The sequence below is a fragment of the Streptomyces sp. NPDC048623 genome (assembly GCF_040650755.1).
GTDB lineage: Bacteria > Actinomycetota > Actinomycetes > Streptomycetales > Streptomycetaceae > Streptomyces.
In genome coordinates, this window is record NZ_JBEZHV010000001.1 from 362,147 (window position 1) to 387,027 (window position 24,881).

The window sequence follows — 24,881 nt, forward strand, 5'->3', positions numbered from 1 at the left end:
TGACGCACCGTCAGATGAGAAGAGCCCTGGCGACTTCTACCGGCCCTCGTACGACGGCGACCGCCGTTCCACGAACGCCGCCACCCCCTCCTGCGCGTCGCGTGTCGTCATGCACAGTTCCTGGGCCGTCGCCTCCGCCGCGAAGGCGGTGGCGCGGTCGGTGTCCAGGGAGGTGTTGACCAGGTGCTTGGTGAGGGCGAGGGCGCGGGTGGGGCCCTGGGCGAGGCGTTCCGCCCACGTGCGCGCGGTCTTCTCCAGGTCCTCCGCCGGGACGACGCGGTTCACCAGGCCCATCGCCCGCGCCTCCGCCGCCGGGAGTGTGTCGCCGAAGAACATCAGCTCCTTCGCCCGCTGTGGGCCGACGAGCCGGGGCAGCAGATACGCGCCGCCGCCGTCCGGCACGATCCCGCGCCGGACGAACACCTCCACGAACGTCGCGGACTCGGCGGCGAGGACGAGGTCGCACGCGAGGGCGAGATGCGCGCCGAGGCCGGCCGCGGTGCCGTTGACCGCCGCGATGACCGGCTTCTCGCAGTCGAGGACGGCGGAGACGAAGCGCTGCGCGCCCCGGCGGATCATCCGGGTCACGTCACCGGGGACGCGGTCTCCGGACTGCGGCCCGCCCCGCAGGTCCGCGCCCGCGCAGAAGCCCCGGCCGGTGGCCGTGATCACCACCGCCCGGACCGCCGGGTCGGCGGACGCCTCGGCGAGGAGCGCGATGATCCGCTCCCGCTGGTCCCAGGTGACCGCGTTCATCGCCTCCGGGCGGTTGAGCGTGATCCATGAGACGCCGTTCTCGGCGGAGTGCAGAACGTCCGACACGCGAACCCCTTCGACTATCGGCAGACCGCGAGCGCGTCCAGGGCCACCGCCCCCTGCCCCCGCGGCAGCACCATCAACGGATTGATGTCCAACTCGGCCAGCTCGCCGTCCAGTTCGAGCGCCATGCGCTGCACCCGCAGCACGACCTCCACCAGCGCGTCCACATCCGCCGCCGGCGCCCCCCGCACCCCGTCGAGCAGCGCCCGCCCGCGCAGCTCGCCGAGCATGTCGCGGGCCTCCCGCTCCCCGAACGGCGGTACGCGCACGGCCGCGTCGTTCAGGACCTCCACCAGGACCCCGCCCAACCCCACCGTGACCGTCGGCCCGAAGAGCCGGTCGTGCGTCACGCCCACCACCATCTCGACCCCGCGCCCGACCATCTGGCACACCAGGATGCCGTCCAGATCGATGTCCTCGTAACGGGCGATGTCGGTCAACTCCCGGTAGGCGTCCCGCACCTGGCTCGCCGAGGTGAGCCCGACCTTCACCAGACCGAGCTCCGTCTTGTGCGCGAGCTGCGGGCCCGAGGCCTTCATCACCACCGGGTAGCCGACCAGGCCCGCCGCCCGTACGGCCGCCGCCGCGCTCGTCACGAGCTGTTCGCGCGGCACCCGTATCCCGTACGCGCGCAGGAGCTGCTTCGCCGCGTGCTCGCTCAGCCGGGTGCCGGGGCGCATCAGGGCCTGCGCCTTGCGGAGCGAGGGGGACGGGGTGCGCGGGGCCTCGTCGAAGGGGGAGCGGTAGCCGGTGGTGAAGCGGTGGTGGTCGAGGTAGGCCTTGACCGCGCCGATGCAGTTGCCGAACGTACGGAAGGTGGCGACGCGCGACGAGCCGAGCAGGGTCGTACGGTAGGCCTCCTCCGTCCCGACCGGCGAGCCCCACACCACGCACACCAGCTTGTCCGTCTGCTCCGCCGCGTCGACCAGATCCCGCGCGAGCCGGTCGCTCATGGGCGGGAAGGGGCCGGTGATCGGGCAGATGAGCACCCCGACCGCCGGATCGGCGAGGATCGCGTCGATGATCTTCCGGCCGCGCCAGTCGCCCACCGGGTGCCCGCCGTTGTCGACCGGGTTGGCCACGCTCAGATACTCCGGGATCCACTGGTGCAGCTCGTCCTGCCGGGCCTGCGACAGGGCGGGCAGCCGCAGGCCCGCCGCCGTGGCCAGGTCGGAGAAGTGGGCCCCCGTACCGCCGGAGATGGAGTAGACGACGACCCCCTCCGCCACCGGCTTGCGCGCCCGGGCGAGCAGCGCGGCCGTGTCCTGGAGCTGGTCGAGCCCGTCGACCCGGATCACCCCGAACTGCCGCATCGCCGCGTCCACGACCTGGTCGGCGCCGGTCAGCTTCCCGGTGTGCGAGGCGGCCATCCGCGCCCCGGCCTCCGTCCGGCCGACCTTGACCGCGACCACCGGCACCTGGCGGCGCGCGGCCCGGTCGGCCGCGAGCAGGAAGGAACGCCCGTCCTTCAGCCCTTCCACGTAACAGGCGATGGCCCCGACCTCGGGCCGGTGCGCGAAGTACGAGATGAAGTCGGCGGCCTCCAGGTCGGCCTCGTTGCCGGTGGGCGCCCAGTGCGAGAGCCGGACGCCCAGCTCCTGGAGGGTGAAGACGGGCCGGCCCTGGTGCCCGGACTGGGTGATCAGGGCCACCGCCGGTCCCTCCAGGTCCTCGCGGAAGCGCTCGAAGGCGTTGAGGTTGGTGTTGGGGCCGAGGAGCCGGATCCCGGAGCGGGCGACGGCGGCCGCGAGCCGCTCCTGGGCGCGGGCGCCCGCCTCCCCGGTCTCGGCGAAGCCGGACGCGAAGGCGACCGCGAACCTCACCTTGGCCGCGGCGAGTTGCTCGACGACGGGGAGGGGATCGCCGACGAGGAGGACGGCGAGGTCGACGGGCTCGTCGAGGCCGGCGAGCCCGTCCACGGACGGCACGCACGGGATCCCGAAGACGGCGGTACGGGTCGGGTGCACCGGCACCACCCGCGCCCCGACCCGCCCGGCCCAGTCGAGCAGCTGCCTGGTGATCCCGGTGTTCGGCCGCCCCTCGGTGTCGGACGCCCCGACGACGGCGACCACCTGGGGCCGGAAGAACCGGTCGAGCTCCGGCACCGGCGTGTGCAGCGGGCGTCCGCTGACGTCCGTGTCGCCCTCGACGGCGGCGACGCCGTGCACGACGGTCCGCCCGGGTTGCTCGCCGCAGGCGTCGACCCGGGCCCGGAGGCCGGTGGTGAAGGTCCCGTGAGTCGATCCCAGCATCGTTCCGCACCGCCCATCCCGAAGACCGGACCACCCGTCCCGTGGGGTCCCGGCGCTATCTGACGATGAGTCAGATTATTACTCAACTGACGGTGAGTCAGGAATAGGTCGTACGGCGGCCCTTGGGGAAGCGGGGCGGGGGCGGGGGCGGGGCGGGGGCGCGCCGCCGGGCGAACCGTTCGGGTGTCACGGGTGTCACGGGTGCTCGGGCGAGCCGCTTCCCCGGTCGGTCAGCAGTGCCTCTGCGGCGGCCGTCGCCACGACCTCGGCGACTGTGGACAGGGCGGGCGAGTCCAGCTTCCACTGCTGCCAGTACAGCGGGACGTCCATGGGCCGCGTCGGCGCCAGTTCCACCAGCCGGCCGGAGCGCAGGAGCGGCTCCGCCTGGGGTTCGGGCACCATGCCCCAGCCGAGGCCGAAGGCCACCGCGTCCCGGAACCCGTCGGACGTGGGCACCAGGTGGCGGATGCGACCGGCGCCGGAACGCCCCCGGGTGAGGGACCGGACGAAGGCGTCCTGGAGGCCGTCGCGCCGGTCGAAGGCCACGGTCGGTGCCTCGCGCAGGTCCTCCGGCAGGGGCCCCCGGAGATGGCGGGCGGCGAACTCGGGTGCGGCCACCGCCCGGTAGCGGGCGAGCCCGAGCCGCCGTACCGTGCAGCCGGCCACCGGGTCGGGCGAGGAGGTGACGGCCGCCATCACCTGGCCCTCGCGCAGCAGGGCGGTGGTGTGCGCCTCGTCCTCCCGGTGGAGCTCGAAGCAGATCGGCGGGTCCTGCGGGACCCGGGTGAGCGCGGGCAGGAACCAGGTGGCCAGGGAGTCGGCATTGACCGCGATCGGGATCCGGACCGGGCCCCGCTCGGCCGCCAGGCCCAGCTCGGCGCGGGCGTCCCGTTCAAGGCGTGCCAGCTGGCGGGCGAACCGCACCACCACCTCGCCGGACTCGGTGGGGCGCACCGGCTTGGTGCGCATCAGCAGGACCCGGCCGGTGCGCTGCTCCAGCGCCTTGACGCGCTGGCTGACGGCCGAGGGTGTCACGTGCAGGGCGGCGGCCGCGGCGTCGAAGGTGCCCTCGTCGACCACCGCGAGCAGCGTCCGGACCTGGTCCAGGGGGAGCTCGTCCATAAGTGGGGCTAAGGGTACTTAAGAATCTTTAGCTGTTCTCATCATGGCGTATTCCTTACGGTCGACGTCATGACCAGCAGCATCCTCGCCGCCCTCGTCGCCGGATTCGGGACCGGACTCTCCCTCATCGTGGCCATCGGCGCCCAGAACGCGTTCGTCCTGCGCCAGGGCGCCCGCGGTCACGCCGTCCTCGCGGTGGTCGCGATCTGCGCCGTTTCGGACGCGGTACTGATCGCACTCGGCGTGGCGGGGGTGGGCGCCGTGGTCACGGCGTGGCCGGCGGCGCTGACCGCGGTGGGCCTGGTGGGCGGGGCGTTCCTGCTCGGCTACGGCCTCCTCGCGGCCCGGCGCGTCCTGCGCCCGGATCCGGCCGCCGCCCTGACCGCAGGCGGACCGGAGGCCGGCTCGGCCCGCCGGGCGGTCCTGACCTGCCTGGCGATGACGTGGCTGAACCCGCACGTGTATCTGGACACCGTGCTGCTGCTCGGCTCGCTCGCCTCCGACCGCGGCGACCTGCGCTGGGCCTTCGGCGTGGGCGCGGCCCTGGCCAGCCTGGGCTGGTTCTTCGCCCTGGGCTTCGGCGCCCGGCTGCTGAGCGGCGTCCTGTCCCGGCCGAAGGCCTGGCGCGTACTGGACGGGCTGGTCGCGGCGACCATGCTGGCCATGGGCGGAATGCTGGTCGCGGGCGCCTGAAGCGGTTGCGAAAGGTCAGGGCCGGGCAGGTCGGGGCTGGGCTGGCCGGGGCGGGCAGGTCGGGGCGGGCAGGTCGGGGCCGGGGTCGGTGGAGGTCGCGATCGGTGGGGGGCGAGGTGCTGCAGAGGAGGGGGCGCCCGGGCGCCGCTACGCCGCCGCCTGCTTCGCGATCCGCCGCGCGATCCTCTCCGCGTCCAGCGCCATCTCCCGGAACATCCCGCTGATCGGGTTCGTGAACCCGGTGAAGTACAGCCCCGGCGGCAGCGCCTTGCCCGTGACCGGGCGCCCGCGCTCGTCGAGCACCCCGAGGTGCCCGAGCAGCGGCTCCAGGGCCCGGCGGTAGCCGGTGGCCGCGACGATCGCGTCCGGGGCGAGGCGGGTGCCGTCGGCGAGGACGACCTCGGAGCCGTCGAAGGAGGCGACGGCGGCGACCGGCTCGACCGTGCCCGCCTTCACGGCGGCGACCAGGCCGACGTCCTGCACCGGGATCGCCCCGGCGCGGACGCGCGAGTAGAGGCCGCCCTGGGGGCGGGGCATCCCGTACGCGGAGAGGTCGGCTGCCATGAAGCGCCCGAGCAGTCCGGTCAGCCCGTCGACCAGGCGTACGGGGAGGCGGCGCACCAGGATGCCGCTGCGCTGGGTGGGCCAGCCGAGGGTGGAGCGGCGCACGATGTACGGGGGAGTGCGCACCGCGAGGCGGACGCGCGCGGCGCCGCCCCCGGCGAGGTCGGCCGCGATCTCGGCGCCGGTGTTGCCCGCGCCGACGACGAGGACGTCGCGGCCCTCGTACGGCGTGGGGTTCCGGTACGCGCTCGCGTGCACGAGCTCCGCCTTCGCGGTGTACGTCTCCAGGCCGGGCCAGTCCGGAAGGCGGGGCGTGTGGTTGAAGCCGGTGGCGACGACCACGGCGGAGCCGACGAGCCGCCGCCCGCCGGTCGCGTGCAGGACCCAGCGCGCCTCCGGGCCCTGCGGGCCCTTCGCCTCCGCGCCTTCCGCTTCGGCGCGCTCGACGCGGGTGACCTCCACCCCCGTCACGATCTCCAGGTCGTGGAACTCGGCGTACTTCTCCAGGTAACGCACCACGTCCGCGCGGGCCACCCACCGTCCGAAGGAGCGCGGCATCCGGAGCCCGGGCAGTGAGGAGAGGCGCCGGGTGGTGTGCAGCCGCAGGCGGTCGTAGTGGTGGCGCCAGGAGTGGCCGACGGCGTCGGCCTTCTCCAGGACGACGGCCCGTACGCCCCGCGCGCGCAGGGCGGCGGCGACGGCGAGGCCACCGGGGCCGGCGCCGATGACGTAGACGGGGTGGGGCTGGGGGGTGACGGTCATGACTGCTGAGCGTAATGACGCGTACACGCCGTGGGTCTCGGTCAAGAGGGAGTTCGGTTGCGAATCGATCACGCCCGCAGAGGTCTTGCGAAGAACCATCGACATCCGGTGAACTGACGGCCTGTCAGATTTCATGTCGGATGTCATGTCGGATGTCATCTCAGATGTCATGCCGGATCTCATGTCGGATCTCATGTCCGCCTCGGCGGACCGAGGGGCGGGCGGGGCACATGCGGACGATCTGGCTCACCGGCGCCGAATGGCTCGCCGTCCTGCGCATCGGCCTCGGCCTGTGGTGGCTGGAGAGCTGGCGCCACAAGGACAAGAAGGGCTGGTTCGAGCGCGGCACGGGCATCGCCTGGGCGGCGGACGTCGCCGGGAAGCACCGATGGGAGGCGGTACGGAGCGGCTTCCGGACGGTCGTCGCGCCGCGCCCCAGGCTCATGGCGTACGTGGTCGTCTACGCCGAACTCGCCCTCGGCCTCGGGCTGATCACCGGCCTGCTGACCCCCGTCGCGCTCGTCGGCGGGCTGCTCCTCAACCTCCTCTACCTCACGCTGATGATCCACGACTGGGCGGAGCAGGGGCAGAACGCGATGATGGCGCTGATCTCGCTCGTCGCCCTCTTCACGATGTCCTGGCAGACCTGGTCCCTCGACCATGCGATCGGACTCTTCTGATGACGGCTGTGCCAGAGGTAGACGCCTTCACCCGGCCCTACTGGGACGCCGCCGCCGAGGGGCGCCTCCTGCTGCGCCACTGCACCGCCTGCGACCGCCCGCACCACTACCCGCGCGAGTTCTGCCCGTACTGCTGGAGCGAGGCCGTCGAGTGGCGGCGGGCGGCGGGCCGCGCGGTGCTCTACACGTGGTCCGTGGTGCACCGCAACGACCTGCCGCCCTTCGGCGACCGCGTGCCGTACGTCGCGGCGGTCGTGGACCTCGCCGAGGGCCCCCGGATGATGACGGAGATCGTCGACTGCCCGGAGACGGACCTGCGGATCGGGATGGACCTGGAACTCGCCTTCCGGCCGGAGGGCGGGAGCGGCGAGTTCCAGGTCCCCGTCTTCAGGCCCCTGCGCCCCCGCTGACCCGCTCGACGGGGATCCACAGCTGGGAGTCCGTCTCCGTGCCGATCGCCACCGGCTGGGTCTTCAGGAGCTCAGGACCCGGCCGGCTCGCGTACGGGTTGGACGGGAACCACTGCGTGAACACATCCCGCCACAGCTCCTGGAGGGCGAGCGGATAGGGGCCGTGGTTGTCGAAGACCGCCCAGGTCCCGGCCGGTACGTCGAGGACGTCGAGGCCGTCGAGGCCGTCGAGGTCCTCCGTCGGCACCGCCTCGGGGCCGGTCGCGACGCCGATCCAGTAGTCGACCTCGGCGCCCTCCTCACGGCTCTCGGTCAGATGCTGCACGGCCGACAGGACCCCCGCGGGCTCCCGGTCGGACAGCTCCTTCATCCGTACGATCGCCTCCATGCCCAGGCTCTCCACGTGCGCGGCGCCGGCCTCGTTGACGCCCTCGTGGACGAGTGGGATCCGGGCCTTCCGGCCGGCGATCCGGAACGCTTCCTTCTCGACGATCCGGTACTGCATGCTGCTGCTCCCTTCGACGACGACCCGGAAGGACATCCGCGGCTGCGAGACGAGCGCGGCGCCGGTGCGCCGGGCCTCGCCCGGCCCGATGCCGTGCACGGAGCGGAACGCGCGGGCGAAGGCCTCGCCCGAGCCGTAGCCGTACGACACGGCCACATCGAGCAGGGTCCGCTCGCCGGACAGCACCTCGGCCCCGGCCAGGGTCATCCGGCGCCGGCGCACGTACACCGACAGCGGCATCCCGGCGAGCGCCGAGAACAGACGCCGGAAGTGGTACTCCGAGGTCGCCGCGATCCGCGCGGCCTCGGCGACGTCCACGTCGTGTTCGGCGAGATGGCGCTCCACATGGTCCAGCGCCTTGTTCAGCCCCTCCAACACGGCCATCCGCCTTCCGCCCTCTGTGTCCTTCCACCCCTTGTGGGGTGTGTCCACCGTAGGAAGGGCCGGCCTCGCAGCACCCGACGATCGATGCCGGGAAAGGTCGGGTGCGGGTCTTGGGCCCTACGGGTCGCCGCTTCTTGCGGGTTTCTGGTGCGGCCGCCCTCTTTCCGAGTGTGGCCCCCTCCACCACCGCGTCAAGGGCGCCTTCGGCGTCGCGATGCGATGGCCTTCGGCCACCCTTGACCCGGCGCCTCCGGGGTCCTTTTCACACTCGGAGGGCGGCCGGGGGCGGGGCCGCGCGGATCGGTCCGGGTAGCCGTCCCCGCCGTGGGCGGGTGGCGGGTGAGTGGGTGGGGGCTCGGTTCGCGGCGGGGCGGGCGGGGTCGTGTCCGTTGTTGGGGGTGCGCGGGAGGGGAATGGGGCGGCCGTTCCCGGCTCGGCGGCCGACCACCGCCGTCGGGCTGGGGCGCATGCCCCGCTGGTCACGACCGGTGGGTGGTGCGAGCCCTTGGGCCGCCATCGACCCCATCAGACCGCCACCGGAGTCACAGCAGTCCCATCCGCCCCACCCGTGAACAGGGATGGCGGGCTTTGCACCGCCCAGCAAGGGCAGGCGAGGGGCGCGGGCGGGCGAAGTCGGGAATCCCGGAGCCGGAGCGGGGGAGGAGGCGCCTCCCTCGTCACACGAGTGCACGGGGGCCCCATTCCGGGCTCGGGATTCCCTACTTCGTCCGCCACGATCGAGTTCGTCTGCCGGTAATCGGCCCGGAAGGGGTGTCTGCTTCGTGACCTCGTCGTTATCCACGGCGTATCGATCGCCGGGCACGCACCCGGTCGATGAACGTCCCCGGGCGACCGCAGGTCGCCGAAGAAAGGTTGGACCCATGAAGCCGCTGAAGGCTGCCGCTGTCGTACTCGGATCCCTCGCCGTCGCCGGTGCCGTTGCCCCGGCCGCGAGCGCCGCGCCCCTGCCGTTGGGGACGGTGACGAACGCCCTCGGCAGTGTCACCGAGACCGCCGGCGCCGACGGTGCGACGACCTCGGGCCTCGGTGGCCTGACGAACCTCGGAGGCGCCCTGCCGACCTCGGGTCTCTCGACCCTCGGCGGGCTGCCGCTCGGCGGCTGAGTCCCGCAGCGCGGTTCCACGTCGGGAATCCCGGCCCGGTTCGGGGCCCGTGTGACGAGGGAGACGACCACGGGCCGGGGATCCCGGCACGCCCGCCCGCCCCGCCGGGCGGCGCAAACTGCGAAATCCCCGTCCCTGGGTGGGGCGGGTGAGACGGCTGTGACTCCAGTGGTGGTCCGTGGGTGTCGATGCCGCCCCAAGGCCGCCCGCGACCGTCGTCTGTCCTTGCGGGGCGGTGCAAAGCCCGCCATCCCTGTTCACGGGTGGGGCATGTGGGACTGCTGTGACTCCGGTGGCGGTCTGATGGGGTCGATGGCGGCCCAAGGGCTCGCGCGAGCGGAGCCTGCCTGCCCGCGACCCTCGCCTGTCCTTGCGGGGCGGTGCAAAGTCCGCCATCCCCGTCCCTCGGTGGGGCATGTGGGACTGCTGTGACTCCGGTGGCGGTCTGATGGGGTCGATGGCGGCCCAAGGGCTCGCGCGGGCGGGGTTCGCACCGCCCACCGGGAGTGACCAGCGGGGCATGCGCCCCGGCCCGATGACGGCCGTCAGCCGCTGAGCCGGGCCAGGCCGCCCCATTCCCCTCCCGCGCACCCCGGACCGGCGGACACGGCCCCGCCCACCCCCGCCGCGAACCGGGCCCCCACCCACCGGCCGGCTGGCTCCCTCCGCTCGGGAGCGATACCCGGGCCTACCCACCCACCGGCCTTCCGGCCGCCTACGGCGCCCGGGAACGACAACGCCCCCGCGCGGCCGGGCCCCCCGGGCCGCCCTCCGAGTGTGAAAAGGACCCCGGAGGCGCCGGGTCAAGGGTGGGCGCAGCCCATCGCGAAGCGACGCCGGAGGCGCCCTTGAGGCGGTGGTGGAGGGGGCCACACTCGGAGTGAGGGCGGCCGCACCAGAAGCTCACCAGCAACGGCCACCCGTAGGACCCGCCCACGCCAGGATCTCCGGCGCCGCCTCCGCCAGCGTCCCGAAGTGCCGGTGCGAACCCTCCGCCGCGTCCGCCGCGTCCGCCGCGTCCGCCGCCTCCGCCGCAGTGTTGACGGTCCAGACGGTCATCCCGGCCGCGCGCCCCGACCGTACGCCCGAGGGCGCGTCCTCGATCACCAGGCAGTGGGCGGGGTCGGCTCCGAGGATCTCCGCCGCCCGCAGATACGGCACGGGCGACGGCTTGCCCTCCGCCACGGACGCCGCGTCCACGACGACCTCGGGCATGGGGAGGCCCGTCCGCTCGAACCGCCCGCGCACCCGGTGCTCGTAGTTGGACGTGACGAGCGCCCAACGCCCGGCGGGCAGCGCCTTCAGGAGCTCGGCGGCGCCGGCGAAGGCCTCGTACACCCCCGTCCGTACGTCCTCGTCCTCCAGCGCGTGCAGCAGCGCCAGGCACTCCTCCGGATCCGCCTCCGGCGCGACGGCCGCGAACGTCTCCACCGGCCGCGTCCGCAGCGCGACGGCGTACACCTCGGCCCCGTCGAGCCCATGCCGCTCGGCCCACGCGTGCCAGACGCGCCGCTGGTTCTCGACGGCGTCCATCAGGGTGCCGTCGACGTCGAAGAGTACGAAGGTGTTCTCGCTGGTCACGCGCCAGAGGCTACGCCGAGCCGGGCGCCCGTCGGCCACTTCGTGGGCGTAAATGCGATGACCTGCGGGGAGCGGACCTGGCAGGGTCCTTCGCATGTCCAACGACATCGCCTATCCCGTCTTCCGTACGCCCGACCCCGCACTCGCTCTGGCCACCGCCCGCCGGCTCATGGAGTTCGGCCGATGCGAGCACTCCGACGTGTCCGTGTACGCCGAGCTGCCCTCGGTCGCGGAGGTGCGGAGGGTGGCCGAGGCGCTGCCCGAGGGGTGGTTCCGGGGGCGGGAGGGGCGCGGGGAGTCCGGCTGGGAGTTCGAGGGCGTGCCGTTCGACGAACAGCCTCCGCTGGTCATCGGCGTCCAGGCGGCCGGCCTGCCCGCCGACCCGGCCGCGTACGAGGGGCGGCTGCCGGTGGAGTTCGAGCAGTTCGACCTTCCGGTCGGCAGCATCGAGGACGCCTTCACCGCCGCGATCGGTCCGCACACGGGCGAGATCAACTGGCAGTCCCTGTCCTGGCCGGACGCGCCCGAGGCGGGCTTCTACGGTGAGTCCAAGCACGCCGAGGTGACCCTGCTCTTCAACACCCGCGACCGCGAATACGCAGAGCCCGCCGACGACCACACCGTCCTGGTGCACGTCCGCAGCACCGTCCACGACGGCGTCCAGACGCGCGAGCCCTACGCGCACTGGCTCGCCGCGCAGGTGGGGCTCGCGATCATCGGGCCCGGGCAGCGGATCTGACCGGGCTGCCGCTCAGCCCGCCGCCGCCCGCTCCACCACGCCCCGGACGTACGCCGCCTGGCCCGCGTGCTGGTTGTCCTCGGCGACGACGCTGATGAGGCGGACGCCGAGGGTGACGTGCGGGGTCCAGCGGGTGTCCACGACGCGGTCGAGGTCGGCGTCGGTGAGGGAGGCGAGGTGGGTGAGGCTGCGGGCGTGGACGGCGTCGTAGTACGCCAGGAGCAGCTCGCCGGGGGCGCGGACGGCGGCGACCTGGGCGGAGGAGTGGCCGAAACCGGTCGCGTCCTCGGGGAAGGGGAGGCCGAAGCGGCCGGAGAAGCCGTCGGACGTCCAGACCTGCTCCGTGTCGAACGCGTCGGCCATGTGGTCGTCCTGAATGCGGGTCAGATGCCAGACGAGCCAGGCGATCGAGTTGGCGTCGGGGTCGACGCGGGCGGTCAGCTCGTCGTCCGACAGTCCTTCGACGGCCTCGTGCACGGCCTCCCGGACTCGGTCGAACGCGTCGGTCAGAAGCTCGGCGCTGTTCATGGCGTCACGGTACGCGGTCAGGCGCGTTCGTAGTGGTAGCCGTCGCCGTGGGCGGGGCCGACGTCGTGGGTGAGGCCGGTCGGCACGGCGAGGAGGAACGCGGACGCGTCGCCGTTGGTGCAGGACGGATAGGAGCTGGACCTGGCCTGGTCCAGGATGGTGGTGCCGAGGTTGATGCGCTTGCCGCCGTCGGTGATCGAGACCAGCTTGGCCACGTGCTCGCAGTGGGCGCCGTTGATCTCGGTGATCATCCTGGCGGCGATCTGGCCCGGGGCCACCCGGTAGATGTACACCGTCTTCGGCTGGCCGATGTTGTACGGGCTCGTGTACGACCAGGTGCCGACGAACGCCGACGGGACCTGGCCCGTGCTGCTGGGGGCCGTGGTCTGGGGCGCGGTGGTGGCGGGTGGCCTGGTCGTCGTACCGCCGCCGCCCGACGACGTCGTACCGCCGCCGCCCGAGCTCGTCGAGGAGCCGCCGGAGGAGCCGCCCGAGGCCGAGGAGCCGCCGGAGGCCGTGCCTCCGCCCGCACCCCCGCCGCTCGCGTCGGCGGGGGGCCGCCCGGCCGGGGGCGGGGCCTGGCCGGGCGGGGGAGCGGACGTGGGGCCGGTGGTGGTGGCCGGCGGGGTGCTGGAGGGGCCGGTGGTGCCTGTGGCGCCGGTGGTCGTGCCGGGCGTGGTGGTCGTGGCGCCCGGGGCGTCGTGGGCGGCCTGGAGGTCGCGCTGGCGGGCGTTGTCGTCGATGAGTTTCACGACCGTGCCGCTGACGCCGAGGACGACGAAGACGGCCGCGACGACGGTCCAGATCCGGGAGGCGCGGCGCGGCTCGCGGCGTACGGCGACGGGGGTCGCGGCGACCGGCTCGGCGGTGCCGGGGGCGCCGGGGGCAGCCGTGGCCCCCGTGCCCCCCGTGGGGCCCGGGGCCTGCGGGCGCAGCCCGACCGTCCCCGTGTCGGGTCCTCCGGCTCCGGCTCCGGCTCCGCCGCCGTCCGCCGCGCCCGCCGCGTCCGCCGAGCCCGCCGCACCCGCCGCGTCCCGCCCCAGCTCCTGCGTCAGTGCCTCGATGTCGAGCAGCCGGGCCGCCTGCCGGGCGAGGCGTGCCACCAGCTCGGGCGGCAGCCAGGTCCCGCCCGCGGCGGCCGGGCCGCGGCCGGACTCCTCGCCCGGCAGGGCGGGGTCCGCGAGGAGGGCGGCGATGGCGGGGCGCTCGGCGGGGTCCTTGACGAGGCAGCGGGCGAGGAAGGCACGCAGCTCCTCGGACTCCACCCGGTCGAGCTCCGGCTCGCCCTCCACGATCCGGAACATGATCGCGTGCTGGTTGCTGGCGCCGTGCCCGAAGGGCAGCCGCCCGGTCGCCGCGTACATCAGGACGCAGCCGAGCGCGAACACATCGGCCGCCGGGCCCAGGGCCTCGCCGCGGACCTGCTCGGGGGCCATGAAGCCGGGGGAGCCGACCACCATGCCGGTGCTGGTGAGCAGCGACTCGACGGAGGGTTCGAGGGCGCGCGCGATGCCGAAGTCGATCACCCTGGGGCCCTCGACGGTGAGCATCACGTTGGACGGCTTGAGGTCCCGGTGCAGGATGCCGGCGCCGTGGATGCCCTGGAGGGCCCGCAGCAGGCCGAGCGCGAGCGCGAGGACCGAGTCGGCGGGCAGCGGCCCGTGCTCCCGTACCACCTGCTCCAGGGACGGCCCGGGCACGAAGCCGGTCGCCACCCAGGGCCGCTCGGCCTCGGGGTCCGCGTCGAGGACGGGCGCGGTGTAGTGCTCGCCGACCTTCCGTACGGCCGCGATCTCGCGCCGGAACCTGGCCCGGAACTGCGGGTCCTGCGCGTGCTCGGCGTGCACGACCTTGACCGCGACGGTCCGCCCGCCTCCGGAGCGCGCCAGGTACACCCGGCCCATCCCGCCGGACCCGAGGCGCCCGAGCAGCCGGTACGGCCCGATCGCCCGCGGATCCCCGCTCCCGAGCGGCTCCATCCCGTGCCCGCTCCCGCTCCCGTTTTCGGGCGCGCGTGTCCCGTTCTCGCCGCTCATGCCGGTCCGGTCCCCCTGGTCGTCACACCTGATGCATGGTCAAGTCGAACGCGCCTCAGGGTAGATGAGGACTCGCGAGGAGGGGATGCCGGTTCCGGACGGGGGCTGGGGTCCGGGTGCCCGGGGGCTCTGGCGGCCGCGTACCTCAGCGCCCGGGGTGCGCCTTCCGCCACTCCTCCGCCGCCGCCTCCACGTCGAACGGGCGCAGGTTCAGCGGCGGACCGGCCGGGGGCCGGGCCAGGGCCTCGGCGATCTTGGTGTTCACGGCGCCGAGGATGCGGCGGAGCTGGGACTCGGAGACGGCGGTACGGGCCGCCTCGGCCGCGTCCTCGGCCTCCTTGCGCAGGGCCAGGGCGGGCGGCAGCGCGGACATGCCCTCGCGGTGCATCTTGCGCTTGATCCACCACAGCTCGTCGTACGGCACGGTGTCGTCGTCGAGGGGCTTCCCGAAGCCCTCCAGCTTGGCGAAGTCGCCGCGCTCGGCCGCCTCGCGGATCTGCTTGTCGACGAATGACTCGAAGCTGACTCCGGGCGGTTTGCGTTCGGTCATGCGTCCAGCGTACGAAACCGTGATCCCGAACCGCCGGGCGTTCCGGAAACGGGCCTCGTCCACGTGAAACGGGGCCCACAACGGGCAGGAGCCCCGCTCGTGCGCGGCGTGCGCGCACTGAGCGGGGCTCCTTGGGTACAGCTCTAGAGGATCGCGATCGTCGACCCGGGGGTCCTTAGACCGGGGTGACGTTCTCCGCCTGCGGGCCCTTCGGGCCCTGGGTGACGTCGAAGTTCACCTGCTGGTTCTCCTCGAGGGAGCGGAAACCAGACGCGTTGATCGCGGAGTAGTGGACGAAGACATCCGGGCCGCCGCCTTCCTGGGCAATGAAGCCGAAGCCCTTTTCAGCGTTGAACCACTTCACGGTTCCGGTAGCCATGAGCCCTCCTATGGGCCAAAGGGTCGCCCTGCTCCAGAACCTGCAACCAAGTCTGAAAACTACAAAAGCCTGCGGGTCACATGCTCCGCAGGCTCTGTACTGCAAGGGAAACCAAACTGCAACTTGCGTCGAGCGTAGCACGCAGCGTGCGCGAAGCGGTAGAGGGAAAGATCACGTCACTCACATGTTTGATGCGCTTCTGATGAGCTGACGCGGATGTGCCGACAGCGTGGGCCCGGTACGGCCCCGGCGCGCCCGGCGCGGACCCGGCGATGTCCATCGTACGAGACGGGTCTAGCCTCGCGATGTGGACAATGCAACCGATGACCACCAGCGGAGCCGGCCCCGGGTCGGCCACATCCAGTTCCTGAACTGTCTGCCCCTCTATTGGGGTCTGGCCCGTACGGGAACGCTGCTCGACCTGGAGCTGACCAAGGACACGCCGGAGAAGCTCAGCGAGCAGCTGGTCCGCGGCGACCTCGATATCGGTCCCGTGACGCTCGTCGAATACCTCAGGCACGCGGACGAGCTGGTCGCGCTCCCGGACATCGCCGTCGGCTGCGACGGCCCCGTCATGTCGTGCGTGATCGTCTCCCAGCGCCCGCTGGCGGAACTGGACGGCGCGCGGGTCGCGCTCGGCTCCACCTCCCGCACCTCCGTGCGCCTCGCGCAGCTGCTGCTCTCCGAGTCGTACGGCGTGTCGCCCGACTACTTCACGTGCCCGCCCGACCTCGGCCTGATGATGCAGGAGGCGGAGGCGGCGGTGCTGATTGGCGACGCCGCGCTGCGGGCCTCGCTGCACGACGCGCCGCGGCTCGGGCTCCAGGTCCACGACCTGGGGCTGATGTGGAAGGAGTGGACGGGCCTGCCGTTCGTCTTCGCGGTCTGGGCGGTCCGCAAGGACTTCCTGGCGCGCGAGCCGGAGACCGTCCACGACGTGCACCGGGCCTTCCTCGCCTCCCGTGACCTGTCCCTGGAGGAGGTCGCCAAGGTGGCCGAGCAGGCGGCGCGCTGGGAGACCTTCGACGCGGAGCTGCTGGAGCGCTACTTCCGTACGCTCGACTTCCGCTTCGGGCCCGAGCAGCTCGCGGGGGTGCGGGAGTTCGCCCGCCGGACCGGCCCGACGACCGGGTTCCCGGCGGACGTACGGGTGGAGCTGCTGCCGTCCCGCTGACGGCCGTCGTACTGACGCCGGCGGCCCTCAGGGCGCGGGGATCGGCGCCTGGAGCTGCTTGCTGATCCAGGCGATCGAGCCCGCGTCCATGCCGCGGATGTAGCTGCGCGGGTTGTGCTCGCCGTCCGGGATGACCTGCAGCCGGGACTTCACGGGGCCCTTGGTGTGGGTCCGGATGAAGGCGTTGAGGCGGGGCGCCATCCGGGTCTCCTTGCTGCCCACCTGGAAGGCCAGGAAGACCTGGTTCGCCCTGGTGTCCGGTTTCGCGCCGAGCGCCGCGGCGAGCCGCCCCGGGTCGTTCGCCCGCCGTTCCTTCTCGTGTCCCTTCCACAGCGGCGAGTCGGGGATGAGGTCCGGGCCGGAGGCGATGGCCGCCTTGAACCGGTCCGGCCTCTGCAGTACGGACTTGAGGGCCACGAAGCCGCCCGAGGACGAACCCATGAAGGCCCAGCCGTCCCGGGACGTGAACGTACGGAAATTCGCCCGGACGAAATCCGGTACGTCCTCGGTCAGCCAGGTGCCCATTCGCGGCCGGCCCGGAATATCACTGCCGTCGTAGTAGTACTTGGCGTCGGGATTGAGCACAGGCATCACGACAATGAACGGAAGGCTCTTTCCCTCCTCCGACCACCGGGCGATGCTCGACTCCAGTTCGCGGTCCGGGTTGCTCCAGTAATTCGTCGGATAGCCGTGGGCGCCGGGCAGCGAGATGAGGACGGGGAAGCCGCTGTCGGCGTACTTCGGATCGAAATACTGCTTCGGCGCCCACACCCACACCTTGCCCGTGAACCCGGACTTCCCGCCGTGGAGTTCGGTGACCCCGATCTTCGTGCCGTCGTCGAGGGTGTCGGCGGTGGTGAACGTCGCCTTCGGGCCGGTGGGGAAGACGGTCTCCGGAACCTCGGCGCCGCCGCCCCCGTGCTTGTGCTGCTGCTGCGCGATCTGGCGGTTGGCGGTCCTGTCGCCGCGCGGCGTGTCGAACGAGACCGGGCCGCCCTTGTCGGACTCGGAGGACGAGCAGCCGGTGACCAGGGCGAGCGAGGAACCCAGGGCGAGCAGGGCCGCGAGGGTCCGGGTCGGGCGGCGACGGCGTGTCATGACGTGCTCCGGGTGCGATTCGGGCGATACGGAGGATTCCGGAGGAGGAGAGGGGCATGGGAGCCGTTCGGTTGGCTCGGGACCGGTAAGAATCCGCCCGAAGCCCCTGGCGTAGGCTGGCTCGGTCCGTTCAGTACGCGTCCGCACCCCTCCGAAAGGGACACACCCGGTGACCGAGAAGGCCGACCTGCAGTCCGTTCTCGACCGCGCCGCCGCCGGTGGCCGGATCACCCCCGAGGAGGCGCTCGACCTGTACCGCTCGGCGCCGCTGCACGCGCTGGGCGCCGCCGCCGACGCCGTACGCCGGCGCCGCTACGCGGGGACCGAGCACATCGCGACGTACATCATCGAGCGCAACATCAACTACACGAACGTCTGTGTGACGGCGTGCAAGTTCTGCGCCTTCTACGCGCCGCCGAAGGACACCAAGAAGGGCTGGACCCGCGACCTCGACGACATCCTGCGCCGCTGCGCGGAGACCGTGGAGCTCGGCGGCACCCAGATCATGTTCCAGGGCGGGCACCACCCGGACTACGGCGTCGAGTACTACGAGCGGCACTTCTCGGCCATCAAGAAGGAGTTCCCGGAGCTGGTCATCCACTCCCTCGGCGCGTCCGAGGTCGAGCACATGGCCCGGATCTCCAAGGTCTCCGTCGAGGAGGCCATCACCCGGATCCACCAGGCCGGGCTCGACTCCTTCGCGGGCGCCGGCGCCGAGCTGCTCCCGGAGCGGCCGCGCAAGGCGATCGCCCCGCTGAAGGAGAGCGGCGAGCGCTGGCTGGAGATCATGGAGATCGCCCACAAGCTGGGCGTCGAGTCCACCTCCACGATGCTGATGGGCACCGGCGAGACCAACGCCGAGCGCATCGAGCACCTGCGGATGATCCGCGACACGCAGGACCGGACGGGCGGCTTCCGGGCCTTCATCCCGTACACCTACCAGCCGGAGAACAACCACCTGAAGGGGCGGACGCAGGCCACCCTCTTCGAGTACCTGCGGATGATCGCGATCGCCCGCATCTTCCTGGACAACGTGGCGCACATCCAGGGCTCCTGGCTCACCACCGGCAAGGAGGTCGGCCAGCTGTCGCTCCACTACGGCGCGGACGACCTCGGCTCGATCATGCTGGAGGAGAACGTGGTCTCCTCGGCCGGTGCCAAGCACCGCTCCAACCGCCTGGAGATCATCGACCTGATCCGCAAGGCGGGGCGGGTGCCGGCGCAGCGCTCGACGACGTACGAGCACCTGGTCGTGCACGAGGACCCGGCGAACGACCCGGTGGACGAGCGGGTGGCCTCCCACATCTCGTCGATCGCGATCGAGGGCGGGACGGCGCATCCGGAGCTGAAGCTCCTCGACGCGAACTGATCGCGGACCGCTGATGCTCACCCTGCACGCCGCCGAGGCGTCGCCCGAGACCGCCGTCCTCGTCGACGGAGCCCGCCTCGCGGCCGTCGGCCCGTACGAGGAGCTGGCCGCCGCCCACCAGGACGCGCGGCTGCGCCTGTGGCCCGGCATCCTCACGCCCGGGCTGCTCAACCCGTACGGCCCCGAGCTGCTCGAAGGGACCTACCACCCCGATCCGCGCGAGGCCGACACGTACGGCACCGAGCCGATCACGGGCGAGCGGGCGCGGGAGATCTTCCGCGCCGACCCGGTACGGCTCGGCGCCAGCGCCCGGCGCGGGGTGCAGCGGCTCCTCGCGCACGGCACGGTCGCGATCGGCGGCGAGCTGCGCGGGCGGGCCGCGCAGGACGCGGTGCGGCGGGCCGGGCTCGCGATCGGGCAGCGCCCGCCGAACCTCCCGGGCCCGCCGTCCCTGACGCCGAGCCCGCTCGTGCTGCTTCCCGCACTGGCGGCGGGCGGCCCGGCCCGCTTCGCCGTCTTCGACGTGGCCGACCGCGCGGAGCTGGTCCGCCGCGGCCCGGCGACCTGCGTGGCGACGGTCCTGGGCGGACGGCTCGTCTACCGGGCCCGCTGACCCATCTGTCCAGAGTGCCCTGCGACAATGCGGGCGTAAGTGATCCGGCCGTACGACACAAGGTGAGGCGAACACCAGTGACCCGCGCAACCCTGGACAAGCAGCCGCACGAAGTCGCCTCGATGTTCGACGACGTCGCCGCGAACTACGACCTCACCAACGACGTGCTCTCGCTCGGCCAGGACCGGCGCTGGCGCAAGGAGGTCGCCAAGGCGGTCGACGCGCGGCCCGGGCAGCGGATCCTGGACCTGGCGGCCGGCACCGCGACCTCCTCGCAGCCGTTCGCGCGCGCCGGGGCGTTCGTCGTGCCGTGCGACTTCTCGCTCGGGATGCTGCGGGTCGGCAAGAAGAACCACCCGTGGATGCCGTTCACGGCGGGCGACGGCACGAAGCTGCCGTTCAAGGACGACGTCTTCGACGCCGTCACCATCTCCTTCGGCCTGCGCAACATCCAGGACACCGACCAGGCGCTGCGCGAGCTGTACCGGGTGACGAAGCCCGGCGGCCGGGTCGTCATCTGCGAGTTCTCGCACGCCACCTGGGGCCCGTTCCGCACGGTGTACGAGGAGTACCTGATGCGCGCGCTGCCGCCGATCGCCCGCGCCGTGTCGTCCAACCCCGACGCGTACGTGTACCTCGCCGAGTCCATCCAGTCCTGGCCCGACCAGCCGACCCTCGCGGGGATGATGCAGAAGGCGGGCTGGTCGAAGGTCGCGTGGCGCAATCTGACCGGCGGCATCGTGGCGATGCACCGCGGCTTCAAGGCGTAGGCCTGGGCTCGGATCAGGCCCAGGGCCGGATCCGCCGGACAGGCCCTGGCGCCCGTACGGGCCGCAGGCCTCACCCATAGACTTCCCTCGCCCTCGTTCCTCATCACTCATTCCTCGACCCCTCGGGAGACCCCGCCGTGACCGAGCCGCAGCCCCTGTCCGAGCACAGCGCAGATGTGATCGTCGTCGGGGCCGGCCCGGCGGGTTCGACCACCGCGTACTACCTGGCCAAGGCGGGGCTCGACGTCCTGCTCCTGGAGAAGACCGCGTTCCCGCGCGAGAAGGTCTGCGGCGACGGGCTCACCCCGCGCGCCACCAAGCAGCTGGTGTCGATGGGTATCGACATCTCCGAGGAGGCCGGCTGGCTGCGCAACAAGGGCCTGCGGATCATCGGCGGCGGGGTGCGGCTCCAGCTCGACTGGCCGGATCTCGCCTCGTACCCGGACTACGGACTGGTCCGCAAGCGCGAGGACTTCGACGAGCTGCTCGCCCGGCAGGCGCAGAAGGCCGGGGCGCGTCTCCACGAGCGCTGCAACGTCGGCGCGCCGATCGTCGACGACCGCACCGGGCGGATCACCGGCGTGCACGCCAAGCTCGGCGAGGAGAAGCGCGAGGTCACCTTCCACGCGCCGCTCGTCGTCGCCGCCGACGGCAACTCGACCCGGCTCTCCCTCGCCATGGGCCTGCACCGGCGCGAGGACCGGCCGATGGGTGTCGCCGTCCGGACGTACTTCACCACGCCCCGGCACGACGACGACTACCTGGAGTCGTGGCTGGAGCTGTGGGACCGGCGCGGCCCGCAGGACCGGCTGCTTCCCGGCTACGGCTGGATCTTCGGCATGGGCGACGGCACCTCCAACGTCGGCCTCGGCATCCTCAACTCCTCCAAGGCCTTCCGCGAGCTGGACTGGCGCGAGGTCCTCAAGGCCTGGTGCGCGTCCATGCCGGAGGACTGGGGCTTCACGCCGGACAACATGACCACCCCGATCCGGGGCGCGGCCCTGCCGATGGCCTTCAACCGGCAGCCGCACTACACCAGGGGCCTGCTGCTCGTGGGCGACGCGGGCGGCCTGGTCAACCCGTTCAACGGCGAGGGCATCGCCTACGCGATGGAATCCGGCCAGATCGCCGCCGACGTCATCGTCCAGGCCCACGCCCGCGCGACCCCCGCCCAGCGCGAGCTGGCCCTGCGGAACTACCCGCAGATCCTCAAGGACACCTACGGCGGCTACTACACGCTGGGCCGCGCCTTCGTGAAGCTCATCGGCAACCCGAAGGTCATGAAGATCGCGACCCAGCGCGGCCTGACCCACCCGGTGCTGATGAAGTTCACCCTGAAGATGCTGGCCAACCTCACCGACCCGACGGGCGGCGACGCGATGGACCGCATCATCAACGGCCTCTCGAAGGTGGCCCCGAAGGCCTGATCATCCAAGGCCTGATCGTCTGAGGCCGGGGCGCGCGGCACAAGGCCGAGCGGCCCGGCGTACGACGATCGAGCTCTCAGACGTTGACGATCTTCACCCTCGGCGAGCCGGGAAGCTCCTCGGCGGCCTTGCACAGCGCAGGGATGTGCGACTTGTCGGATGTGACGAGCAGTACCGGAGGTGTGCAGAGCGCGGCCGTGGCCACCACCAGTGCGTCCACGAGGCATTCGTGTCCGTCAAGGCCCGAGACGTCCAGCAGCTTTGCCGCGGCGTCCATCACCTCGTCGCTGACCGGCTTGACGTCGAACCGGGACAGCACGAACTGGAGCCGCTGGGCGGCTTGCCCACTTCGCCGCACCTCCAAGGGCGTCAGGGCGGACAGCGCCACTCGTCTACCGCTCTGCTGGGCGACCTCGATGCGCGCCCGCATCGCCTCGTCGCCGTCGACATGCAGCGAAAGCCCTTGGGCGTCCAGGACGAGCGTGCCCTCACTCTTTGCCTTGACCTTGAGGCGCTTGCTCACCATTCCTGTTCCGCCTGCCGCAGCGCTTCGGCGGATACCGGGCCGAACGCCTTGCGGTCAGCGGCCACGACCTCGCGGAGCTTCTGCGCGGCGAGCCACTCCTCCAGGGCTTCGGCCACGACGGAGGAGAAACCGTTCTTGCCGGTACGCTCCTCGACTTCCTTGATCAACGACTGCGCAAGTGACACGGACCTCTTGCCGGCCCGCTCGGTGGACTGGTGGGTTACGTGGCTGCTCATACCCAAAAAGTAGCACCGCTGGTAGGAAAAATCTTCCGGGAGTCGTGGCCGCACAGCAGCCGTCGGCCCTCCCGACCTGGCGCGTGGTGCCCGGGTATCACCCCTGGCCCCGGCCGAACGGCCGCACGGGCTGCAGTCCCTTCGGGTCCGCCGTCCACTCGCGCCCGGAGCCGTCGAGCGGTCGCATGTGGGCCACGCGGCGGATCACCGTGCCGACCGTCCCCTTACGGCCGGTCGCCTCCCCCATGCAGCGGGTACCACGACGCGACGCTCATCTGGAACTACCACCAGATGGGTCATGAGCGGCGGCCTTGCTCTGCGGCGATCGGACTCGGCAGCCACGATCTGGGCGTGGCCGCCACGGCAGCCCACCTGTATCACGCCGGCTTCTTCCCCACCCTGGTCTTCAGCGGCGGCAATAGCCCCATCACCCGCGCCCGCTTCCCGCGCGGCGAAGCCGTGCACTTCCGGGAGCACGCGCTGAGCCTGGGGGTGCCGGACGAGGCGATCCTCGTAGAGCCGAAGGCGGCGAACACCGGCCAGAACGTCACCATCGCCGTCGAACAGGACGTGCCGGAGGATGTGTACGGCGCCTACCAGCGGCTCGTGAACTCCGGCTTCGACAGCCGCCTCATCAGCTCCTGAGAGTCTGCTTTCGAGCGGGGCCCTCGGAGGGGGATCGATGTGTCAGTGGGTGTCGCTACCTTCGGCGTCATGCCGATGGATGTGAACCCCCTGTCCGCGTTGTCGACCGAACCCAGGGGTGGTGAGAGGCTGGGTCTCACCTTGCCGCCGGGGTCGTTCGTCACCGAAACGCACTCGGGTCCTTGGCCCGAGCCCCTGCTCTGGGTTGCCGATGGGATCGCCGGTACGGCCGCCTGGGCCCAGTGCGCACCGGCTCGCGGTGGAGGGGGACTTCAGCCTGTTCTGCTTGAAGACGACGCAGGCGTTGCGGGCTGGTGGAACACGGAGCTGGACCCCGGCATGATGTCGGTCCCGGACGATCACGATGCCGAGGGCGTCCTCAGGGAGTCGTGGCACGCTGCGGTGGCGGACACGGAGGAGAACGAGGACGACGAGGGCGAGGGCGAAACCATCGCCCCGTACAGCAGCGACTGGCCCGGACTGGCCCCGCGGGGATATGCGGCGGCGGATCCGGACGCGATCGCGGCGGAAGTGGCAGCCGGTCTCGTGGAGCACCGGCTCTCGAGCCCTCGGCTCGCCCTGGCCCCCGCGGTCCGCTCCGCGGATCTTCCGGCAGCGATCGGCTGGACGGGGCCGCTCAACCACGAGAACGACGTGGCTCGCCTGTGCGCCGTACTCCGATCATGGGAGGACCGCTTCGGCGTCCGGGTGATTGCCCTCTCTTACGACCGTCTGGATCTGTCCGTGGCGGCACCCCCGCAAACCGTGGAAGAAGCCCTCGCGGTCGCCGTGGAACACTTCGCCTTCTGCCCGGACAACATCTGGCAGGGATACGAGACCTTGCGCCTCTACGCGGAGGAAGCTCTGGTGGGCAACTCTCACTGGACGTTCTGGTGGGACTGAGGCGAAGGGCCGTCGCTCCCCCGAGGAGTGACGGCCCTTCGTCGCGTACGAGTCGCCGCGTACGAGTCGGCGCGCGCGATCAGAGGATGCGCACGGCGCCCGACGGCGGGTCCCAGTCCAGGTCGCGCTCGACGACACCGGTCGACGGGTTCTGCGCGCCGACGTACTTGCCGCCGCCGACGTAGATCGCGACGTGGTACGAGCCGCTGCGCGAGCCCCAGTAGAGGATGTCGCCCGGCTGGAGGTTGCTCAGGGAGACGGCGGTGCCGCGGCTCGACTGGTCGCCCGAGATGCGGGGGAGGTCGATGCCGGCCTGGCGGTAGGCGGCCTGGACGAGGCCGGAGCAGTCCCAGGAGTTGGGGCCGGTGCCGCCCATGACGTAGGCGTCGCCGACCTGGGCCCTGGCGAAGGCCACGATCGCGGCGGCGGAGCCGGTGGCGACCTGGGAGCTGCTGGAGGAGCTCGCGACGGAGCCCGAGGAGGACGAGGACTTCGCGGAGAGGGTGGTGCGGGCCGCGGTGCGCGAGGCGCGCTCCTGGGCCTCGGCGCGGGCCTTCTCGGCCTTCTCCGCCTCGGCCTTGCGGTCGGCCTCGGCCTTGGCCTTCTTGGCGTCCTTGGCGGCCTTCTGCAGCGCGGCGTTCTCCTGGGCCGCGAGGCTCTGGTCCAGAGCCTCCTGCTGGCTCGCCTCGGCGGAGGCGGAGACGGCGCTCGCGAGGTCGGCGCCGAGGGAGCCCAGGGTGGGCATCTCGAGGGTCTTCTCGGTCAGCGGCTCGGCGGTCGCCGGGGCGGCGGCGCCGGCCACCGCGATGGTGCTGAGGACGCCACCGGCAACTCCGGCCCGGAGCGCGAGCTTCGAGGCGCTCTGGCGGGGCTTCCGGTGGCTACGTATGGGAGCGGTCTGGGACATGGGTACAACCGCTATCAGGGCTTCAGGGTTCCCTTCAAGAAACGTGGGTTGCGCCACAGTTACGTCCGGAACCTCTTAATCCGCT

26 protein-coding genes are annotated in these 24,881 nt (G+C 72.2%); 12 read left to right on the forward strand and 14 right to left on the reverse strand.

From position 1 onward, the window contains the following. Positions 1-36: 36 nt before the first annotated feature. The 3 genes from AB0C73_RS01840 to AB0C73_RS01850 form a co-directional block, all read right to left on the reverse strand. Complete coding sequence (locus AB0C73_RS01840; protein WP_362523867.1) at positions 37-756, reverse strand: enoyl-CoA hydratase-related protein; 720 nt, start codon at positions 754-756, stop codon at positions 37-39. Between the two features lie 80 nt (positions 757-836). Next, entirely contained in the window at positions 837-3,071 is a 2,235-nt protein-coding gene (locus AB0C73_RS01845; protein ID WP_362523440.1) for an acetate--CoA ligase family protein, read from the reverse strand. A gap of 195 nt (positions 3,072-3,266) precedes the next feature. Continuing rightward, positions 3,267-4,193, reverse strand: coding sequence for a LysR family transcriptional regulator ArgP (locus AB0C73_RS01850; protein ID WP_362523442.1), 927 nt, complete (start codon positions 4,191-4,193; stop codon positions 3,267-3,269). Positions 4,194-4,262: 69 nt separating this feature from the next. On the opposite strand from AB0C73_RS01850, the gene AB0C73_RS01855 reads away from it, so the two are divergent. After that, the gene (locus AB0C73_RS01855; RefSeq protein WP_362523444.1) at positions 4,263-4,886 is read left to right on the forward strand and encodes a LysE/ArgO family amino acid transporter; all 624 of its coding nucleotides are present in this window, start codon (positions 4,263-4,265) and stop codon (positions 4,884-4,886) included. A gap of 147 nt (positions 4,887-5,033) precedes the next feature. Here AB0C73_RS01855 and AB0C73_RS01860 read toward each other — a convergent pair whose 3' ends face one another. After that, positions 5,034-6,212 carry an NAD(P)/FAD-dependent oxidoreductase gene (locus AB0C73_RS01860; RefSeq protein WP_362523446.1) on the reverse strand — a complete coding sequence of 393 codons (1,179 nt, stop codon included), beginning with the start codon at positions 6,210-6,212 and terminating at the stop codon, positions 5,034-5,036. A gap of 230 nt (positions 6,213-6,442) precedes the next feature. Here AB0C73_RS01860 and AB0C73_RS01865 point away from each other — a divergent pair, with 230 nt between their 5' ends. Then, positions 6,443-6,892: a DoxX family protein gene (locus AB0C73_RS01865; RefSeq protein WP_362523448.1), complete on the forward strand. Its 450-nt coding sequence runs from the start codon at positions 6,443-6,445 to the stop codon at positions 6,890-6,892. Continuing rightward, entirely contained in the window at positions 6,892-7,302 is a 411-nt protein-coding gene (locus AB0C73_RS01870; RefSeq protein ID WP_362523450.1) for a Zn-ribbon domain-containing OB-fold protein, read from the forward strand. Before AB0C73_RS01865 ends, AB0C73_RS01870 begins: the two co-directional genes overlap by 1 nt. Here AB0C73_RS01870 and AB0C73_RS01875 read toward each other — a convergent pair. Then, a complete protein-coding gene (locus AB0C73_RS01875) occupies positions 7,280-8,185 on the reverse strand; it encodes an AraC family transcriptional regulator (protein WP_362523869.1) in 906 nt (301 codons plus the stop codon). The two genes, AB0C73_RS01870 and AB0C73_RS01875, sit on opposite strands and share 23 nt — an antisense overlap. 887 nt (positions 8,186-9,072) lie before the next feature. Between AB0C73_RS01875 and AB0C73_RS01880 the strand changes: the two genes are divergently transcribed. Then, positions 9,073-9,315, forward strand: coding sequence for a hypothetical protein (locus AB0C73_RS01880; protein ID WP_362523452.1), 243 nt, complete (start codon positions 9,073-9,075; stop codon positions 9,313-9,315). 903 nt (positions 9,316-10,218) lie between these two features. On the opposite strand, the gene AB0C73_RS01885 is transcribed toward AB0C73_RS01880, so the two are convergent. Beyond that, the gene (locus AB0C73_RS01885; protein ID WP_362523454.1) at positions 10,219-10,896 is read right to left on the reverse strand and encodes an HAD-IA family hydrolase; all 678 of its coding nucleotides are present in this window, start codon (positions 10,894-10,896) and stop codon (positions 10,219-10,221) included. A 94-nt stretch (positions 10,897-10,990) separates the two neighbouring features. Between AB0C73_RS01885 and AB0C73_RS01890 the strand changes: the two genes are divergently transcribed. Beyond that, positions 10,991-11,635, forward strand: coding sequence for a hypothetical protein (locus tag AB0C73_RS01890; protein ID WP_362523456.1), 645 nt, complete (start codon positions 10,991-10,993; stop codon positions 11,633-11,635). Between the two features lie 12 nt (positions 11,636-11,647). On the opposite strand, the gene AB0C73_RS01895 is transcribed toward AB0C73_RS01890, so the two are convergent. The 4 genes from AB0C73_RS01895 to AB0C73_RS01910 all read right to left on the reverse strand — a co-directional run bounded on the left by AB0C73_RS01895 (position 11,648) and on the right by AB0C73_RS01910 (position 15,128). Next, positions 11,648-12,163, reverse strand: coding sequence for a DUF664 domain-containing protein (locus AB0C73_RS01895; protein WP_362523458.1), 516 nt, complete (start codon positions 12,161-12,163; stop codon positions 11,648-11,650). Positions 12,164-12,180: 17 nt separating this feature from the next. After that, positions 12,181-14,142 carry a serine/threonine-protein kinase gene (locus AB0C73_RS01900; RefSeq protein ID WP_362523460.1) on the reverse strand — a complete coding sequence of 654 codons (1,962 nt, stop codon included), beginning with the start codon at positions 14,140-14,142 and terminating at the stop codon, positions 12,181-12,183. Between the two features lie 202 nt (positions 14,143-14,344). Next, positions 14,345-14,749, reverse strand: a complete 405-nt coding sequence (locus tag AB0C73_RS01905; RefSeq protein ID WP_362523462.1) for a DUF1992 domain-containing protein — start codon at positions 14,747-14,749, stop codon at positions 14,345-14,347. 175 nt (positions 14,750-14,924) lie between these two features. Next, positions 14,925-15,128, reverse strand: a complete 204-nt coding sequence (locus tag AB0C73_RS01910) for a cold-shock protein (protein ID WP_046908818.1) — start codon at positions 15,126-15,128, stop codon at positions 14,925-14,927. 307 nt (positions 15,129-15,435) lie between these two features. On the opposite strand from AB0C73_RS01910, the gene AB0C73_RS01915 reads away from it, so the two are divergent. Next, entirely contained in the window at positions 15,436-16,302 is an 867-nt protein-coding gene (locus AB0C73_RS01915) for a menaquinone biosynthesis protein (RefSeq protein ID WP_362523464.1), read from the forward strand. Between the two features lie 27 nt (positions 16,303-16,329). Here AB0C73_RS01915 and AB0C73_RS01920 read toward each other — a convergent pair whose 3' ends face one another. Then, positions 16,330-17,400 carry an alpha/beta hydrolase-fold protein gene (locus tag AB0C73_RS01920; RefSeq protein ID WP_362523466.1) on the reverse strand — a complete coding sequence of 357 codons (1,071 nt, stop codon included), beginning with the start codon at positions 17,398-17,400 and terminating at the stop codon, positions 16,330-16,332. Positions 17,401-17,569: 169 nt separating this feature from the next. Here AB0C73_RS01920 and mqnC point away from each other — a divergent pair, with 169 nt between their 5' ends. The 4 genes from mqnC to AB0C73_RS01940 all read left to right on the forward strand — a co-directional run bounded on the left by mqnC (position 17,570) and on the right by AB0C73_RS01940 (position 21,579). Beyond that, a complete protein-coding gene (mqnC, locus tag AB0C73_RS01925) occupies positions 17,570-18,769 on the forward strand; it encodes a cyclic dehypoxanthinyl futalosine synthase (RefSeq protein ID WP_362523468.1) in 1,200 nt (399 codons plus the stop codon). Between the two features lie 13 nt (positions 18,770-18,782). Beyond that, positions 18,783-19,382 carry a hypothetical protein gene (locus AB0C73_RS01930; RefSeq protein ID WP_362523470.1) on the forward strand — a complete coding sequence of 200 codons (600 nt, stop codon included), beginning with the start codon at positions 18,783-18,785 and terminating at the stop codon, positions 19,380-19,382. 77 nt (positions 19,383-19,459) lie between these two features. Next, positions 19,460-20,152 (forward strand): demethylmenaquinone methyltransferase, encoded by a 693-nt coding sequence (locus AB0C73_RS01935; protein ID WP_362523472.1) that lies wholly within the window; start codon positions 19,460-19,462, stop codon positions 20,150-20,152. 137 nt (positions 20,153-20,289) lie between these two features. Then, positions 20,290-21,579, forward strand: a complete 1,290-nt coding sequence (locus AB0C73_RS01940) for a geranylgeranyl reductase family protein (RefSeq protein WP_362523474.1) — start codon at positions 20,290-20,292, stop codon at positions 21,577-21,579. 76 nt (positions 21,580-21,655) lie between these two features. Here AB0C73_RS01940 and AB0C73_RS01945 read toward each other — a convergent pair whose 3' ends face one another. Together AB0C73_RS01945 and AB0C73_RS01950 are read right to left on the reverse strand one after the other, a co-directional pair. Continuing rightward, positions 21,656-22,105 (reverse strand): DNA-binding protein, encoded by a 450-nt coding sequence (locus AB0C73_RS01945; protein WP_362523476.1) that lies wholly within the window; start codon positions 22,103-22,105, stop codon positions 21,656-21,658. Continuing rightward, positions 22,099-22,341, reverse strand: coding sequence for a hypothetical protein (locus tag AB0C73_RS01950; RefSeq protein WP_362523478.1), 243 nt, complete (start codon positions 22,339-22,341; stop codon positions 22,099-22,101). The genes AB0C73_RS01945 and AB0C73_RS01950 overlap by 7 nt, the downstream gene beginning before the upstream one ends. Positions 22,342-22,632: 291 nt before the next feature. Here AB0C73_RS01950 and AB0C73_RS01955 point away from each other — a divergent pair, with 291 nt between their 5' ends. Together AB0C73_RS01955 and AB0C73_RS01960 are read left to right on the forward strand one after the other, a co-directional pair. Then, positions 22,633-22,986 (forward strand): YdcF family protein, encoded by a 354-nt coding sequence (locus AB0C73_RS01955; protein WP_362523480.1) that lies wholly within the window; start codon positions 22,633-22,635, stop codon positions 22,984-22,986. 69 nt (positions 22,987-23,055) lie between these two features. Continuing rightward, entirely contained in the window at positions 23,056-23,889 is an 834-nt protein-coding gene (locus AB0C73_RS01960) for a DUF4253 domain-containing protein (protein WP_362523482.1), read from the forward strand. A gap of 79 nt (positions 23,890-23,968) precedes the next feature. Here AB0C73_RS01960 and AB0C73_RS01965 read toward each other — a convergent pair whose 3' ends face one another. Continuing rightward, complete coding sequence (locus AB0C73_RS01965; RefSeq protein ID WP_362523484.1) at positions 23,969-24,796, reverse strand: C40 family peptidase; 828 nt, start codon at positions 24,794-24,796, stop codon at positions 23,969-23,971. Positions 24,797-24,881: the final 85 nt, after the last annotated feature.

Bases quoted from the DNA above. Each gene is read 5' to 3' on its own strand.
- AB0C73_RS01895 (WP_362523458.1), bottom strand. From the start codon at position 12,163: ATGAACAGCGCCGAGCTTCTGACCGACGCGTTCGACCGAGTCCGGGAG.
- AB0C73_RS01880 (WP_362523452.1), top strand. From the start codon at position 9,073: ATGAAGCCGCTGAAGGCTGCCGCTGTCGTACTCGGATCCCTCGCCGTC.
- AB0C73_RS01965 (WP_362523484.1), bottom strand. From the start codon at position 24,796: ATGTCCCAGACCGCTCCCATACGTAGCCACCGGAAGCCCCGCCAGAGC.
- AB0C73_RS01855 (WP_362523444.1), top strand. From the start codon at position 4,263: ATGACCAGCAGCATCCTCGCCGCCCTCGTCGCCGGATTCGGGACCGGA.
- AB0C73_RS01845 (WP_362523440.1), bottom strand. From the start codon at position 3,071: ATGCTGGGATCGACTCACGGGACCTTCACCACCGGCCTCCGGGCCCGG.
- AB0C73_RS01900 (WP_362523460.1), bottom strand. From the start codon at position 14,142: ATGGAGCCGCTCGGGAGCGGGGATCCGCGGGCGATCGGGCCGTACCGG.
- AB0C73_RS01865 (WP_362523448.1), top strand. From the start codon at position 6,443: ATGCGGACGATCTGGCTCACCGGCGCCGAATGGCTCGCCGTCCTGCGC.
- AB0C73_RS01905 (WP_362523462.1), bottom strand. From the start codon at position 14,749: ATGACCGAACGCAAACCGCCCGGAGTCAGCTTCGAGTCATTCGTCGAC.
- AB0C73_RS01955 (WP_362523480.1), top strand. From the start codon at position 22,633: ATGGGTCATGAGCGGCGGCCTTGCTCTGCGGCGATCGGACTCGGCAGC.
- AB0C73_RS01960 (WP_362523482.1), top strand. From the start codon at position 23,056: ATGCCGATGGATGTGAACCCCCTGTCCGCGTTGTCGACCGAACCCAGG.
- AB0C73_RS01870 (WP_362523450.1), top strand. From the start codon at position 6,892: ATGACGGCTGTGCCAGAGGTAGACGCCTTCACCCGGCCCTACTGGGAC.
- AB0C73_RS01950 (WP_362523478.1), bottom strand. From the start codon at position 22,341: ATGAGCAGCCACGTAACCCACCAGTCCACCGAGCGGGCCGGCAAGAGG.
- AB0C73_RS01945 (WP_362523476.1), bottom strand. From the start codon at position 22,105: ATGGTGAGCAAGCGCCTCAAGGTCAAGGCAAAGAGTGAGGGCACGCTC.
- AB0C73_RS01910 (WP_046908818.1), bottom strand. From the start codon at position 15,128: ATGGCTACCGGAACCGTGAAGTGGTTCAACGCTGAAAAGGGCTTCGGC.
- AB0C73_RS01860 (WP_362523446.1), bottom strand. From the start codon at position 6,212: ATGACCGTCACCCCCCAGCCCCACCCCGTCTACGTCATCGGCGCCGGC.
- AB0C73_RS01840 (WP_362523867.1), bottom strand. From the start codon at position 756: ATGAACGCGGTCACCTGGGACCAGCGGGAGCGGATCATCGCGCTCCTC.
- AB0C73_RS01890 (WP_362523456.1), top strand. From the start codon at position 10,991: ATGTCCAACGACATCGCCTATCCCGTCTTCCGTACGCCCGACCCCGCA.
- AB0C73_RS01850 (WP_362523442.1), bottom strand. From the start codon at position 4,193: ATGGACGAGCTCCCCCTGGACCAGGTCCGGACGCTGCTCGCGGTGGTC.
- AB0C73_RS01920 (WP_362523466.1), bottom strand. From the start codon at position 17,400: ATGACACGCCGTCGCCGCCCGACCCGGACCCTCGCGGCCCTGCTCGCC.
- AB0C73_RS01930 (WP_362523470.1), top strand. From the start codon at position 18,783: ATGCTCACCCTGCACGCCGCCGAGGCGTCGCCCGAGACCGCCGTCCTC.